General features: G+C 51.8%; 15 protein-coding genes. 10 read left to right on the forward strand and 5 right to left on the reverse strand.

Annotated features, from left to right (window positions below):
• The 4 genes from ACR02O_RS15330 (at position 1) to ACR02O_RS15345 (ending at position 5,029) form a co-directional block, all read left to right on the forward strand.
• Complete coding sequence (locus ACR02O_RS15330) at positions 1-768, forward strand: hypothetical protein (RefSeq protein WP_458137620.1); 768 nt, start codon at positions 1-3, stop codon at positions 766-768.
• A gap of 83 nt (positions 769-851) precedes the next feature.
• On the forward strand, positions 852-2,063 hold the full coding sequence (locus ACR02O_RS15335; RefSeq protein WP_458137621.1) for a DUF3150 domain-containing protein: 1,212 nt from the start codon (positions 852-854) through the stop codon (positions 2,061-2,063).
• Between the two features lie 88 nt (positions 2,064-2,151).
• Positions 2,152-3,972, forward strand: a complete 1,821-nt coding sequence (locus ACR02O_RS15340; RefSeq protein WP_458137622.1) for a VWA domain-containing protein — start codon at positions 2,152-2,154, stop codon at positions 3,970-3,972.
• 520 nt (positions 3,973-4,492) lie between these two features.
• Positions 4,493-5,029 (forward strand): hypothetical protein, encoded by a 537-nt coding sequence (locus ACR02O_RS15345; protein ID WP_033158742.1) that lies wholly within the window; start codon positions 4,493-4,495, stop codon positions 5,027-5,029.
• On the opposite strand, the gene ACR02O_RS15350 is transcribed toward ACR02O_RS15345, so the two are convergent.
• Positions 5,007-5,384, reverse strand: coding sequence for a hypothetical protein (locus tag ACR02O_RS15350; RefSeq protein WP_033158743.1), 378 nt, complete (start codon positions 5,382-5,384; stop codon positions 5,007-5,009). The genes ACR02O_RS15345 and ACR02O_RS15350 overlap by 23 nt on opposite strands.
• Positions 5,385-5,548: 164 nt before the next feature.
• Here ACR02O_RS15350 and ACR02O_RS15355 point away from each other — a divergent pair, with 164 nt between their 5' ends.
• The 6 genes from ACR02O_RS15355 to ACR02O_RS15380 all read left to right on the forward strand — a co-directional run bounded on the left by ACR02O_RS15355 (position 5,549) and on the right by ACR02O_RS15380 (position 11,679).
• A complete protein-coding gene (locus ACR02O_RS15355; protein ID WP_101053444.1) occupies positions 5,549-6,211 on the forward strand; it encodes a hypothetical protein in 663 nt (220 codons plus the stop codon).
• Positions 6,212-6,360: 149 nt separating this feature from the next.
• Positions 6,361-6,858, forward strand: coding sequence for a hypothetical protein (locus ACR02O_RS15360; protein ID WP_033158744.1), 498 nt, complete (start codon positions 6,361-6,363; stop codon positions 6,856-6,858).
• A gap of 113 nt (positions 6,859-6,971) precedes the next feature.
• Positions 6,972-8,735 carry a DUF4942 domain-containing protein gene (locus ACR02O_RS15365; RefSeq protein WP_494521961.1) on the forward strand — a complete coding sequence of 588 codons (1,764 nt, stop codon included), beginning with the start codon at positions 6,972-6,974 and terminating at the stop codon, positions 8,733-8,735.
• 134 nt (positions 8,736-8,869) lie between these two features.
• Positions 8,870-10,522, forward strand: a complete 1,653-nt coding sequence (locus ACR02O_RS15370; protein ID WP_458137623.1) for an ATP-binding protein — start codon at positions 8,870-8,872, stop codon at positions 10,520-10,522.
• Between the two features lie 286 nt (positions 10,523-10,808).
• Complete coding sequence (locus ACR02O_RS15375) at positions 10,809-11,384, forward strand: hypothetical protein (RefSeq protein WP_205454230.1); 576 nt, start codon at positions 10,809-10,811, stop codon at positions 11,382-11,384.
• Between the two features lie 175 nt (positions 11,385-11,559).
• Entirely contained in the window at positions 11,560-11,679 is a 120-nt protein-coding gene (locus tag ACR02O_RS15380; RefSeq protein WP_117433616.1) for a transposase, read from the forward strand.
• Positions 11,680-11,838: 159 nt separating this feature from the next.
• Here the strand turns inward: ACR02O_RS15380 and cysG are convergent, their stop codons facing one another.
• The 4 genes from cysG to ACR02O_RS15400 are packed head-to-tail and all read right to left on the reverse strand — an operon-like array spanning position 11,839 to position 15,347.
• Positions 11,839-13,227: a siroheme synthase CysG gene (gene cysG, locus ACR02O_RS15385; protein ID WP_101053002.1), complete on the reverse strand. Its 1,389-nt coding sequence runs from the start codon at positions 13,225-13,227 to the stop codon at positions 11,839-11,841.
• A gap of 17 nt (positions 13,228-13,244) precedes the next feature.
• The gene (locus ACR02O_RS15390) at positions 13,245-13,604 is read right to left on the reverse strand and encodes a (2Fe-2S) ferredoxin domain-containing protein (protein ID WP_101053000.1); all 360 of its coding nucleotides are present in this window, start codon (positions 13,602-13,604) and stop codon (positions 13,245-13,247) included.
• Positions 13,597-14,958 (reverse strand): precorrin-3B C(17)-methyltransferase, encoded by a 1,362-nt coding sequence (gene cobJ / locus ACR02O_RS15395; protein ID WP_494521962.1) that lies wholly within the window; start codon positions 14,956-14,958, stop codon positions 13,597-13,599. Before cobJ ends, ACR02O_RS15390 begins: the two co-directional genes overlap by 8 nt.
• A complete protein-coding gene (locus ACR02O_RS15400; RefSeq protein WP_101052996.1) occupies positions 14,955-15,347 on the reverse strand; it encodes a cobalamin biosynthesis protein in 393 nt (130 codons plus the stop codon). Before ACR02O_RS15400 ends, cobJ begins: the two co-directional genes overlap by 4 nt.
• Position 15,348 lies beyond the last annotated feature (1 nt).

Here is a 15,348-nt window from a genome sequence, read left to right on the forward strand (position 1 = left end):
ATGGCAGCCTGGAATTTATATCGTCATCGTAACAGTGATGGCAGCTCCAAAGACTGGGCGGTCAGGAGTAATTCGGATGGTTCGATTACGACGCGTTGGGGGAAAACGGCAGATAGTTTGCCGGGCGTTAGCAACCGATACAGCGTTAAGCAGCTCGACATCGAACGACAAAAGCAGGCCAAAGGCTATGTGTTTGTCGCCGAGGTGGATATTGATGTTAACGGCAAAGTGGTGTTTCCGGTCAAGACTTCGGCAACGCCATTACAAACGTCTGAGCCTGATTCCAATCCCGAACCCGTGCCAACACCGCTAGTCGAGGCACTGTATTGGACCATTGATTGCCATGCAAAACAGTCTATCCGTGTGGAATTGAGTAACGAGGTCAGGCGACTGATCGGCGCTATTCAAACCTTGTCGGATGGTCATGCTACGCCTGAACAGGAATGGAATGGCTGGCAACAATTCATTGATGCGACCCTCAATGCCGAAACCTTTGAACTCAGTGGTCAGATCAAATCAGTGCATGGCGTTTTGCCCTGGCTGTTTTTACTGGCGCTGAAAGCAAAAGGCTTTAAAGGCGTGGAGATTGATATTGCCACCGAAACTGCCCGAGATCTCTCGGTCGATCTGAAGGTTGAACAGGAGGTGCTGGCATTTTTTGGCACAGATCTGGATAGCATTCGTGAAACCGCTGAAGTTTTGGGCTTGCTCAAACCCCGATTAAATCTGGCAGTGGCCATGTCCGACACGGACGACTGCTGGTTTTAAGCGTACTGTTATTTTTATTTAACCCGAAAGGGGCACATCTGCCCCAGCGGGATGGGTGTGCCTCTTTTCTTTAGGAGGTTCCCATGTCGCATGAAACGCAAGTGATCTTAGATCGCGTGGTCTTGGTGAAAGTCGAAGCCAATATCTACGGTGCCCGCAAGAAACTGAAAAAAGAAGATCTGGTGCTGGCCGACGGTAGCAAACTGCCGCCGGAGGACTTAGCCAGCTTAGGGTCTAAACGTTTACTCGATCCTGACCAGTTGACGGTGTTTAACCGCCTGAAGAAAGAAGCCGAACGCATTTGTTTACGAGTCGGCACTCGCTTTCTGGGTGGCTTTGCCGTACCGGTTGAGTCTGCTTCGAGCATTACCGCTGAATTGGAACGCATCGCGCTAGATTTTGCAGCGGCTAAAACCGAGTTTATTGCCGGTTACGATGCGGCGGTGACTGACTGGGTGGTTCGCCATCCGGAATTTGCCGGCATTATCGAGCAAGCGGTGGATTCGGTGGAGTTTGTCTCGACGCGGCTGTCGTTTGATTTTTTGGTGGTCAGTGTCGGTTTGCCCGATAGTTTGCCGCCGGCAGACGTCGCGCGTCTGGAAAGCAAAATCAGTTCACTCAGTGAGCAGATGTTCTACGAAATCTCCGTGGAAGCCAATCAACTCATCGAGCAGTCGTTGCTAGGCAAGGAGCAAGTGACGCGAAATGCGTTACGACCGATTCGCCGTATGCGTGACAAGCTCGATGGTTTGGGCTTTCTGGATCATCGGGTCGCACCGGTGGTCAGCACCATTGACGATCTACTGACGAGAATTCCCAACAAAGGCGCCATTGAAGGCAGCATTTTGCAGGAGATTCTGGCGACAGCGATGCTGTTGTCCGATCCGGATAAAACCCGGCGGCACGGTGAAGGCTTGTTGGTAAATCAAACACCTGTTGTTGAAGAGACGGATGTTGAGGAAATCGTCGATCCTGCAGAGTTAGAACCACCAACGGTACCAACAGCAACAACAGTCGCAACCGAACCAACACCAGTCATCGCCGAAAGTGTTTCAGACAGCCACGATTTTTTCGATCTGTTTGACGGCATCTTTGACGATGAAATGGAACCTGAATCGGTATCGGGGGACTGGGCGCCTGGGGTCTTGCTAGATAAAAGCCAAGCCGATGCTGCTATTAATGATTCTGATGAAGACATCAAACCGGATGATCAATCCGATTTGGTAGCAGTCACTGCTGATGGCGATGATGATGAGGTCGCTGCGGAGCATTCTGACCAGGACTACTGGTTCTGAATGATCTGACGCCATTTAACTATTCACGCACTGGGGCAAATTCATGTCCCTTTGGGGCCGTGGTTTGCCCTAAATTTTGGAGCACACCATGAAAAATAGAACCTTACACAACGCCTTCCCCATCGTGGCGGCCGCCATCGGCAATCGCTTTGGCGTCAAAGTCAGTGTCGGTGGGAATCAAGCCTATACCGATGGCAAATCCATTCAGTTGCCGGCTTATGACGGTGACGATGCGGAATATCAGGATGTGGCCTGGGGGCTGTTGGCCCACGAAGCGGCGCACATTCGTTATTCGGACTTTACGCTGCGCTACGGTAATTCAGTATTACGCCGTCGGCTTTGCAACGCGATTGAAGATGTCCGCATTGAGTATGAACTGGCCAAGGATTTTCCGGGAACTCGGCTGACGATTCGCACGGTAATTGAAAAGATGATTGCCAAAGGCGACTTTGTCGCCAGCAATATCACTGATCATCCGGCCAATATTCTGTATAGCTTCGTGTTGAAAAGCTTGCGTGCCAGGGTATTGGGTCAGTCGTCGTTACGGCCGTTGGTCGAAGAAACTGAAACCGCTTTGAAGGCAACGTTCCCCACCGGCGCTGTGACACGTTTGAAAGGCTTATTGTCCGAAGTCCCGGAGGGATTGCAATCCGAATCCGATTGCCTGCAATTGACTGATCGCATCCTGACCATGATTGAGCAGGAGTTCGAGCAACAACGGCAGCGCAATCAGACTCAGCCATCGGTTGATGAGGACACATCGTGTGAATCGGATGATACGGATCAGGCCGGTGAAACAGCTGACTTGGACAATTCGAACGCTTCGGATTCCGAGGATGATATGGAACACGATCAAGATTTACCTACGGATAATGACGACGAACAGTCTTCAGAATCCGGTGGTAACGATGATTCCAATCCGGAAAATCCTGACGATGAACCCAGTGCGCAGGCAGAAAGTTCTTCATCCAATCCGCAAGGTGATGACGAAGAGAGCACGGAGATTGCAGACCCGATGGGCGTCTTGCAAACCCTGTTGTCCGCCGGCGACGGTGACATCGAACAAGACCTGTTTGAATCCCTTAAATCAGCCTTGTCGTTGGCGGCGGAAAACGTGTCAGAACTGCTAATGCCCAGTGGCCACGAGCCACCTATGGACGATCAGGCCGGTGCGTTTTTTCTGCGTAAGGTACAAAGCGAATCGGGGAAAATCCGCGCCGCTTTACAAGGCCTGGTGCAGTCACAAACCCTCAACCGCTCGCAACACGCCTGTCGTGGACGGCGAATGGATGGTAAGCGTTTACACCGCTTACCACTCGGCGAAACCAAGGTGTTTCAGCGTAAGCAGGCCAAATCGGCGCCCAATACTGCGATTCATCTGCTACTCGATAAATCCGAAAGCATGGGTTATCAGGTGACCGATAGCCAAGGCCAACCCATCGGATCGCGTATGCCGATTGCGTTGGAAGCCACCTTGGCGCTGGCATTGGCCTTTGAAGGCATTCCGGGGGTTAATCCCGGCGTCACTGCGTTTCCCGGCATTCAAGATGACTCGGTATTTCGTCTGCTGGAGCATGGTCAACGTGTGAATACTCGCACCGGTGCTTTTTCGCTGGCAGCCACTGGCAGTACGCCGATGACCGAAGCGATTTGGTTTGGTGCGGCGTCGCTATTAGGTTGCCGAGAACCTCGCAAAGTGTTGATGGTCATGACCGATGGTCAGCCCAACGATACCTTGAGCACGCTGGAACTGTTGCAGCGTTGCCGCGATAGTGGCATTGAAACGGTCGGTGTGGGATTGGGATTGGATGTCAGTCATCTATTCCCGATTGCGATCACCATTCACGATCTATCAGAGCTGAGAGCGCAATTGTTCGAACTCTCGAAAGCGGTGTTGTTGGCTGCCTAAGTCTCGGCCAGTCATTTATCCGTAGCCCAATCCTTGGCTTAATGCCTTGGATTGTGGCTATGGGTAGCTGATTGCAACCGTAGTTTGTCGAAGGCTATGTTCGCGTTAGTAGTTGAAAGGACATTGAAGCCGTCATCCCGGCATGGATTGCCGGGATCCAAGTCACAAGGATGTGAAGAAATCTTGCCATCCATGACTTCTGGGCCCCGGCAATCCATGCCGGGGCGACGTCAACTATTAACGCGAACATAGCCTTGTCGAATGCACTCACATCCTGGAGCCCATTCGACAAACAGACCTTTCATGCGTTCTTTTCGAAGAATGCTGAATCCGACCTTGGTCGGCGTTCCGTCATTAGGCGGCGAGCAAGGTGATCCCTTGATCGTGTCGGGTGCGTTAAGCCCGATGTAAATCGCAGTGGTGCTACCCACTGAAAATCAAAACCCGCTTCGGGCGACCATCGCCCGGCCGGGCGCTGCTCATTCGAAGTGTTTTCTTAAATCTTTAAAGGAGAACTTCAATGAACTTTATTTTCGGCGTCATCCTACTGGCTATGTTTATCCTCGCCTTGCGGGTGATTTGGGCAACAGCATTGCAACTGCTGAGCGCATTCAAACACACAGCTCAAACGTTTCACCGCTATCGTGCGCAGCGTTTGGCACGACACCGGCTACCGGTGATCATGCCCACCATCCGTCACGAGGTAGATTGGTTGGCCATGTCGGATTCCGTGCGTCAGGAAATTCATAGTCGCAACGCAGGTTCCAATCGGCAAGTTGATCGATTGGATGTGGAGTTGCAGATAAAATCCAAAACCATGGAACTGATTAAAGCCGATATTCAAATCGCCAAGTTACAACTGGAATTGGAAAAAGTCAGACCAATGGCAGCTTTAGATGAGCCGAAAGCCGGTAAACTGACAAAACGCTCGAAAAAAACTACTTCAGTGATGGATGAAGATTTATCCAAATCATCCCATCCAGTGCGTCAATTGAGGACTGCTCTCAAGTCTGGTAATGGCCTGGAGATTCAGGCTAATGAGCTTGCCCGCCATTGAAAACCGACCACTGAGCACCCGTTTGTGTTTTGAAGATACGAACGGGGTTTCTGTTGATTGGTTGATCAAATTGAGTCGGCAATAAGTTTGATGGCAACAAAGCCGAAAAATCGTGTTGGCTCTCTCGCCTGAGTTGGCGAATACGACTTAATAACGTCCAAGCGATTTCTGGATCGTCAATATCGTTCAAGACTTCCGCTTCGGCAGCGTCCAAATCAGCAAATAATTTTTTGCAGATTGGGGTGGCTTGATCGTTGGAATCCAACGGAATCGCCATCGGTTTTCGACTTGGATACGTCTCTTCCGTCTGCTTAGGACTGAGGAAATCAAAAATGCGCAAAATATCGTCAAACATGGCTATTTCTCTGCTTTTAATGAGTTTTAGTCACCATATACCGATTTTTGCGCGAATTCAACCCCGCTGCGCAAGCCGATTTTCGGCTTTATTCAGCGACTTTACCCTTGCAGGAACTTCATCCTGCCGGGTGGTCGTTCCTGCATTTTTTGGAGAACATGACCATGAAAACAATCAACCAACCCATCGTTGGCACAACCGCTGTCGAAAACAGCACGGTTCGCTATCTGAATCAGTACCGCTGTCCCTACTGCCAAACCGAATGGGAGGATGTATGGGATTGCGCCTGTAACGATCGCTGCCCGGACTGCAACAAGGAGATCGAGCCTTATGAAAGCGCATTGATCGAGGGTGAATCGGTGGAAACCGAATTGCCAGACGAAAAACCCGCCTCCGCCAATGTCACGGCGGCGGCTGTGAATCGGCTTTTCGTAGTTTCTTATGAAATCGACTATGTGCACCGGGTGTCGGTGGGTATCACCGCGGATAGTCCCGAAGCTGCACAACAGATTGCCGAGCAGGCATTCAACGATGCCACCATTTGGGATGACACAGCTAACGTGCCGCTATTATCCGACGAATACCTTGAGTCGGGCGATGAAAGTTTGGCCTGGGAATGCGTGGCCGTTGAACAATGGCCGGAACCGGATCATTCGGTTCGGCAATTGAAGAAAGAGCAAGCGGCCATGCAAGTTTGCCGCGGTTTGGTTGAAGCCTATCAACAAGGCGAAACCAACGGCGGCAGTATCGATTGGGAAAATTTAGATCAGTTAATCCCTCTGGCCTTACAAGCCTTGGGAAAGCCTGTACTGGAGATCCCATCCTGAAAAGTGCGCGCGGTGTTTAAGCGCGCAATTTGCAAAAACCTGAGTTAGCCACGTCATTCTATTCGGCACTCATTTTTGTCCATCCACACGGGAATGTCCTATTCCCGCTGGGGAATCGTGATGTTTCCGTATTTTTTGAGGACAACATCATGACACAAGTCTTTGAACACACCTTCGGCACGGGTCATTGCATCCAGTATCAGCGTTTGCCGTCCGGCACCTGTTATCACGCCGATACACCGGAACCGATGGTTGATTTGTTGGAACAACTTCGCCATAGCCGACGCAAAATTCGGGTTTATTACGGCGATACCCAAACCGGTCAGTCGTGGCTTGATGAACACGATGTCATCGGCTGGATTGGCCGTTCGACAGGCACCATCAAAGTGCCGTTATTGATCGAACCAGGTGACATCGGAGGTCCAGCGTTACTGGATCATTGTATCGTCCGTGTCGACAGTCCCCGCCAGGTACTTTACCAACATGATGATTTTCGAGTTGGCGAGGTAGAACTGGTGAAAGGCGAGCTTAACCGCTTGCCCTGGGAAATCTGGATCGACGGCAGCGTGCATGCCCGGTTCAAAGTAAAAACCGAAGCCCGGCAGTATCAGGACTTCATTCAAGGTAAGCGGTTCGCGTTGATATGACGCGCCGTTTAATTTCAACACTCGGTTAAACCGAGTCTTTCACACTACCCCTGCGGGATGATGCTATCCCGCCAGGGATAAATCGGTCGTCAGGGGCTTCTTTGGAGAAGATCATGACAGACCCCTATCAATATTACCCCACGCCAGAAGCACTGAGCCGTAAAGCCTGGGCGACGTTCAAGAACCAACAATTCACTCGGGTATTGGAGCCTTCAGCAGGCGAAGGCCATTTGCTTCGTTCAGTACCGTACCAATACGGGAAACGTTTGCCGATCGATTGCATTGAAATCGATATCCGCAAGCACGCGGTTCTGCGCGATGAAGGCTTTGCCGTGGTGGGGATGGATTTTCTGCAGTTTCAAAGCGGCAGTGTCTATTCGCACATCATCATGAATCCGCCGTTTGCCGACGGGGCCAAACACGTGTTGAAGGCTTGGGAGATTTTGTTTGACGGTGAAATCGTCGCCATCCTCAACGCCGAAACCGTGCGCAATCCGTTTTCGAAGGAACGCCAGCTGTTATTGCGTTTGATCGAGCAGCACGGCGAAGTCGAGTTTCTGCCAGAAATGTTCGCCGGCGAGGATGCCGAACGCAAAACGCCGGTCGAGGTGGCCTTGGTCTGGTTGAGGAAAACCTCAACGTTTGAGCAGGACATCCTCGGCTGTATTCTGGATGATTTGCGCCAGGATAGGCGGGAGGCCGACGATTTAGCCGGTGAGTTTCAAATGCCCAACGAGTTGGCCTTACCAAACGCCTTCATCGACAATGCGGTACTGATGTTCAATGCCGCGGTCGAAGCAGCGCGACAGGCCGTGGTCAGTGAAGCCCGTGCCAGTCGTTATCGGACCATGCTGGGCAAAACCCTCGGCGAACTAAGCGGTGGCGGTATCAGTAGTGAAGACGAGTCGTCTTCGGATGCGGTGAAGCGGACGCTGTTTAAACGCTATCACGATTTGAAGAATCGGGCCTGGGTCAGCATTTTACGCTCGACACAGGTCACGTCGCGCTTGTCGTCGGCGGCGCAAAAACGCTTGGAATCGGATTTCGAAACGGTCAAGTCTTTGGAATTTACCGTACCGAATATCTACGGCTTTTTGCAAGGCATCATCGATCAGCAAGGTGAAATTCAACTGAGCATGGTATGCGATGTATTCGATTTGATCACCCGCTATTACAGCGATAACGCGGTGTTTTACATGGGCTGGAAATTCAATGATAAACATCGCACGCTGGGTATGCGGATCAAAACCACGCGCTTCATTCTGCCGGGTCACGGCTCGAGTTCTTACCAGAATGGTTTGAACTGGGAATCGGAACGGCTGCTGGCCGACTTCGACAAGGTATTTGCCTTGCTCGACGGCAAGACCGAAGCGGAAGTAAGTTTGGTATCGGTGTTTCGGCAGCATTTTCACGCACTTCGGGTCGGCAAGCGGATTGGCGGTAGTTATTTTGACGTTCGCTATTATCCCGGCGTTGGCACCATTCACTTTTTTCCGAAAAGTAAAACCCTGATCGATCGGATGAACCGTTGGGTCGGCCGCCAGCGCCGCTGGTTGCCGCCGGTGGACATCCAAGCTGGAAAAGGTTTCTGGCATCAGTTCGAACAAGCGGAAGCGTTCGATAAGGCGTTTCACACCGAAGTGAACAAGCAGTGCAAACGCAATGGTCGAGCTATCCGATTCGATCCCTTTTGGGCTATCAAGCACGGCGGGGAGTCGGAACGGGAAAGAGGCCATGGCCTGTTGACACAAGCAATGAGCACGGTACTTGTCAGTCGGGGTATCGATCCCGATGCGGTATTGGAAAACGCCCAATCCAGCTTGCTGGAATGGGCGGGGTCTGTACCATCGGCTATTGATCTGGCTTTGGCATCGTAATCCGGTGTTATACAGGTCTTTAACTTAACCACTGGCCTAGCCAGTACTACCCGCCTCGGGGAGATGATCCGTTCTCCCCGTCGGGGTTGGACTATGTCATGTCCTTGGGGCATTTTTATACCCGGAGATAACACATGAACACACAAAACAACGAAGTCGCGATGAAAGTCAACCAAGCCAATTTGGTCAAAAGTCTACGCTTCAGTTTCACCAACAAAACCACGGTCCTGGGCGAGCTGATCCAAAATGCTCGCCGGGCCAATGCGGCCATGGTGGTGATTAAATTTTGTCCTGAAACCAAAACGCTACAGGTTTTGGATGATGGCTGCGGCATCGACTCGATGGCAACACTACTAACAGTAGCCGAATCCGGCTGGAATGCGGATGTGGTTGCCCATGAGCATCCGTTCGGAATCGGCTTTTTATCGGCACTGTTTGCCTGTCGACACATCAGCGTCACCAGCAAAAGCGGTTCGATCGATGTCGAAACTGACCACATTCTGGCATTTAAGCCGGTGACGATCACACCCGTCCAAGACTGGAACGGTATTACCCGTATTACATTGCAGGATGTGGCGTTGGAGATGGGGCAAATTGCCACCACGCTGAAACGCTTGGTGCGCGGTTTTCCTATTCCCGTGCTGTTTAACGATCAATTGCTGGAACGTGCCTGCGCACTGGATAGCGGATTGACTTTTGTTGACACTGAGATTGGCGCGATTTATCTGCATGGCATGGAGCAACCCAATGGGGCGCAATATGAGTTCGATGTCTACCTGCAGGGTTTACCTTTATATTCCTCGCACAACTATACATCGCACCGCCATATCATTCATCTGGATTCTGCCCGTTTTCACGCCCGCTTGCCGGATCGTGACAAGCTGGTCGACGAGGCTGATGTGGTCAAGCGGGTTAAAGCCGTGCTGGCGCAAACCATCGAACAGCGCTTTATCCAGATGAAAGCCACGCTGTCTGCCGAAGAATTTGTCGGATTTTATGACATGCTGCGGCATTGGGAGCTTCTGCGGTTACTCAACGATGTGCCCGTAGTACCGCCCGAGGCCTTACGCGAAATCATCGCTTATCCGGTTTGCGATACCGAAGTTTTTGATAACTTCGAGCAGCGGCCGGAAAAAGCCATGCCCCGTGCAGACATAATGGCCCGCGGCATCGTCTCGATTGACGATGACATCAAACAGGACGGCGCTGCGCGATATTTGTTTGCCTGGAACCGTGATTATTTGCTGTACCACGGCAACCTGGATAACGGGCATTGGCTTCATTCACTGGTTCGGCATCTTAACGACGAAGAGCTAGCGATTGAAACGGTCAATGAAACGCACCAAGCTCAATTCCAAGGTGCTTGGTGTTGGGTTAGCGTACGTTTTTGCGATGCTTACCGTATCCGGCTTGGGCAGGATGTTGTTGAAATCAGGGATGAGGCTTGCTATCAAGGTCAGGAAAACGCTGATGACATCATTGTGCCCAAGGGCGATTGCTCGGCTCAGGTTTTGCAACAAATGGCCAGTTTCAGAAGCGAATACGATGAATTTCAGGAATCGACCTTTGAAAGTGATTCGGATGCCTTCATCGCCTTTGTGGTGGCCAATACCGCCAGCGATCCAGCCAATGCCATGCAGCAACTATTGCCAAACTTTTGCGGCTGTCCGGCGTTGTACGGCAAAGCCTTCGTGGTGGAGTTGGATCAGCAAGGTAAACTGGCTTCGGTAATGGCGTATCCAGCGGCTCAATCCGTTCAAGCACAAACACCTGCAGCTGATAGGTAGCTAAGTCACTTTTATATTAGCGCATTATCCAGCCGAATAATGCGCTCTCCTTAATCACCGCAAATGAAATCAAATTAAAGCTCCATTCATGGATAGTGAAAAATCAACTTTAGACATTCAGCCGCCAGATCCGTTAGGGTCGGCGGCTTTTTTGTGCATGACTTTTTCACGTTGCGTAAAAAAGTAGTTAATATAATACCTAACCCGCGCGGCCGCCACTCGACAACCCATTGATAGATTGTCGAGTGGCGGCCCATGGAGCATTTATTTGCTCCGGGTTCACTTCATGTCCTTTTCTCTGCGTAGTAGCCATTTTCTGTCCCAATGGATTTCCGCCTTGCTTCCCGCCGTGCCGCCGCGTTCGCGGGCGACCTTCATCAGATTGCTGCGCGCCTGCCTAGTGTTGCCGGTGCAAACCCTGAACTTGGTGATCGACGATACACTGGCGATGCGCCACGATCATGAGCACAAAACCAGTCGCCCTGATTTCGTGCAGGCACAATGTTGGGCGACGCTTAGCGTCAGCGTCTTGGGTCACAACAAGGCTAAGTTGGTGCTGCAGATTTTTTCGCGTTTGGTGTCAGACACCGGCAATCGTAACAAGCTGCCCCTCGCATTAGCCTTGCGCGAGTCTTGGCAACAACACAGACGGTGCCGACACGGTTGTTATGCGACTCATGGTTCATGCGCGGCCGTTTGGTTTTGCCGTTGCTCAGCCGTGGCATCCAGGCCATTACCCAAGCCCGCATCGATCCGCCTTGTTTTTGCCGCCCGACATGTCCGGCAAGTCTGGTCGTGGCCGACCGCGGAAGTATGGCCAACGCCTGACGGCGGAGGCGATCACCACCTTGCCGGCGATTGAGTTGTCGCTGACCATCTAGGGCAAACGCGAATACGTTCGGCGCTAGCCTTGGCCCGCTTCCTGAAAGGAGCACCTGTGCGGGCCGGCTGGTGCGAGTTTTACGACGACAAAAAACTATCCTGGGCAAAGCCGCGCCTGTTGTTGGTGACTGAAACCGAACTGTCAGGTCGAAGCGATGGTCGAGTTTTACGCCCGTCGCTGGTGGATAGAACCCTTGTTCCACAATCTGAAACGCTCGTGGGGGATTTCCAATCTCTGGCAACAATCGCGAACCGCCCTGGAAACCTGGATGTAAATCCGCTCCACCGCCTCCGAGGTTGATTTTCGTCAGTTCTTGAACATAAACCCGCTATCGTCTGTTGATTGGCTCGTTTTTAAGAATCTCATATTGTTCCTAATGAGACCGTTTACCAAAAAGCCTCAGTTTCGGGCAATGCTAACCTCCACTTGTGATTTAGTCCGAACGCTGAAACCAGTCCAATTGTTGATGAAGTGTAACTACCGCACCGACAATAATCAGTGACGGCGGCTTGATCTCGGACTGTTCCATACGACTTGGCATATCCGCTAGTGTTCCGGTTAAAACCCGCTGGTTTCGGGTTGTACCTTCCTGAATGACGGCAATGGGGTGATTGGCCGGACAACCGTACTGGATCAGCGATCGGCAGATGATTGCCAATCCAGCCAGTCCCATATAAATCACAATGGTTTGATGGGGACGAGATAATTGCTGCCAGTCGAGATTGATACTGCCGTCTTTTAAGTGGCCGGTGACAAATGTGCAGGATTGAGCATGATCGCGATGGGTCAGCGGAATGCCCGCATAAGCGGCACAGCCTGCCGCTGCAGTAATGCCAGGCACAACCTGAAAGCGGATCCCGAGTTGGATAAAGGACTCGATTTCTTCACCCCCACGACCAAAGATAAAAGGATCGCCCCCCTTTAATCGGGCGACACGTTTGCCGGCCAGGGCTAAATCAATTAACAGTTGATTAATCGACTCCTGCGGTAGGCTATGGTTATCCCTCTGTTTGCCGACATAGATTTTCTCGGCGTCTCGTCGGGCCATATCGAGCACTTCGATAGAAACCAGCCTGTCATAAACAATAACGTCTGCCTGCTGCAGCAGACGCAAGGCTTTAAACGTTAATAAATCGGGGTCGCCAGGACCGGCGCCTATTAAATACACTTCACCCTGATTTGCTGTAGGGTCAGCCTGCTGCAGTTGCGATCGCAGCAATTCTTCCGCTTCGCTCTGCTTGCCTACAAAAACTAATTCAGCCACAGGCCCTTGTAAAATCTTTTCCCAGAAAACTCTACGCAGACTCGGTTGTACAATGCGTTGTTTGACCAATAATTTGAATTTTTCAGCCAATTGCACCAACAGGCCAAACGATGCCGGAATGGCACTTTCCACCCTGGCGCGTAAAAGTCGCGTTAATACGGGAGATACACCACTTGAGGATATGGCGATAAGTAGGGGAGAACGATCAATAATGGCCGGGAATATAAAGGAACATAACGCCGGATCATCAACCACGTTAACAGGGATTTTCCGCTGATTCGCCAACTTGGAGACCTCTATATTTGTGGAGCGGCAATTGGTAGCGGAAACCACGAGCCCCATACCGTCGATATCCTCATGCGTAAATGCTTTTTGACGGATAACGATTTGATTTGACTGTTGCATAGCGGCTACCGCGTTACCAATTTCCAAAGCAACGACGACGATGTTCGCCCCAGCCTGCAGCAGTAATTCAATTTTTCGCGCCGCAATTTCGTCAGCGCCTACCACTAAACACGTTTGGTCTTTAACTTTTAAGAAAAGAGGAAAATAATCCATAACGCTTTGTTTTACTGCTATGGAACCGAGCAAGTACTTTGATGATAAATCAGCGCTTCGACAGGTTGACCGCCCACCAAATGCTCATCAATGATGCGCTGTAAATTGGTTTCATTGACGTTGTAATACCAGACGCCATCGGGTTGCACGCAAAGGATGGGGCCGGATTTGCAGGTGGCGAAACAGTGGGTGCGGGTGCGCTTAACCCTGAGTTCGCCTTTGTCGATGCCGGCTGCTTTAAACTTGTCCCCCAGGGTTTCGAACAAGGCTTGTGCTTCGCCATTCTCTGTACAGCGGGGGCCGGTACACACCAGCAAGTGGCGTTTGTAGTCACCCATTTTGGGTTTTTCCGGCATGGGGATGGTGTTATCAGTCATGGTGGGTTGGTTCCAGAACAGTTGGGGCGCTAAATTGCGCTCGGTCATTGCGGTAGTGTTGTAGGGCTGTGCTGTCGAATCCTGCTTCGTCAGCGACTAACCATAAATTGAATAAGGCGTCGCCGTGTTGATCGAGTACCTGAATGCCATAGGTTTGATCATCACGGCTGACAAACCAAATCTGCTGCGTTTTGCGCCAGTCGATGTGCAAATGAAAGGCGTTGTTGACGATACTCACCCAGCCGTTTTTGCTTTGCAAATCAGCGGCGTTGATCAACAGTTCCGCCACGGCGCCCGCTTCGCTGCGCACGACGGCGCGTAATTTGCCCCAACCCTGGAGTGACACAAGTAAACGTTCATGACTGTCTGGGGTTGCACGTTGCGAGCAGAATAAACCGGCTTGATCGCTCGGCGTGGACTGGCTGACGGCGTCGAGAATGTCCGCCAACGGTTGTGCGAAGTATGCTGCAGCCTGTTGCCATGTCACCTTGGGCGTGTCGCGTAAATATTGCCGCACACAAGCTTTCCAGCCCTCCAATCCCATGCTCAGCGAATGCCCCGCCTTTTCGCCTGCGCAGGTTTCGCCGGTCATGGCGTCATATTTATTGGCATAGCCGCGCGGTGTTACCATCAACCCTGCACGGACGAAGGTGCTGCTATTGCCGACCAACACCGTGGTCAACATGCCGATGTCGCAATCGGCCATCTCCGCTAAGCGTACGAGCTGGATGTGTTGCCGAGCACGATAACCGGATTTAACGATCGCAACCGGCGTGTCCGGGCTCCGATGACGCAGCAATATAGTTTGCGCTTCGACGATATGCTGCGTGCGGCGACCGCTTTTCGGGTTATACAAAGCTACCACGAAATCCCCGCGCGCCGCGCTTTCCAGGCGGCGGGCGATCACCGGCCAAGGCGTCAACAAGTCGGACAGCGAGATCGAACAAAAATCATGGGTCAGCGGCGCTCCGACCAGGGATGCGCAACTCGACAACGCCGTACTACCGGGGACCACTTCCACCTGAATTGGATCATCCGGCGTCCAACCACTGTCCAGCAGCAGTTCGTAAGTAGGCCCGGCCATGCCGTAAACACCGATATCGCCGGACGACACCATAGCGACGATTTTGCCCTGCTTGGCATGTTCATACGCTTCGATACTGCGATCGAGTTCTTCGGTCATACCTTTTTTGATGACTTCCTTGCCATCGAGCAAGTCTTGCACCAGTTTGATGTAGGTGCTGTAACCAATCACCACGTCCGCTTCCGCAATCGCTTGGCGAGCGCGGGCAGTCATGTGCTCATGCGCGCCGGGGCCGATACCCACCAGTAAAATTTTGCCTGCTTTTTTCATTTGATTCTCGCTATCGAAACGGTGGCGTTCTTGCCGTCCGTGCCGCAATATTTATGTTTCTCTACCAGTAAATCCGACAATTCGGCATTGGCCGCTCTCAAAGCGGCCGCTTCCGCCACAGCCGGAGTACCCATGTATTTCATGACCACCTCGGATGGATTCGGTACCGGGATGGTGGCCAGAGCCTCAGCCGGATAAAAATACAGCGGCCAATCGTATATCTGGGCTAGTTGTAACAAGGCTGCTTCATCATTTTTTTTGTCGATGCTGGCCAAGCCGGCTACCGTAGATGCATCGAGCCCGCAACGCCACAAGGCCTGGGCCAAGGCTTGCCGCAAGGTATCCAGGCTGGCATTGCGGTCGCAACCCATGCCAATCATGACTTTCATA

Source organism: Methylomonas sp. PHL2-19, assembly GCF_059331595.1.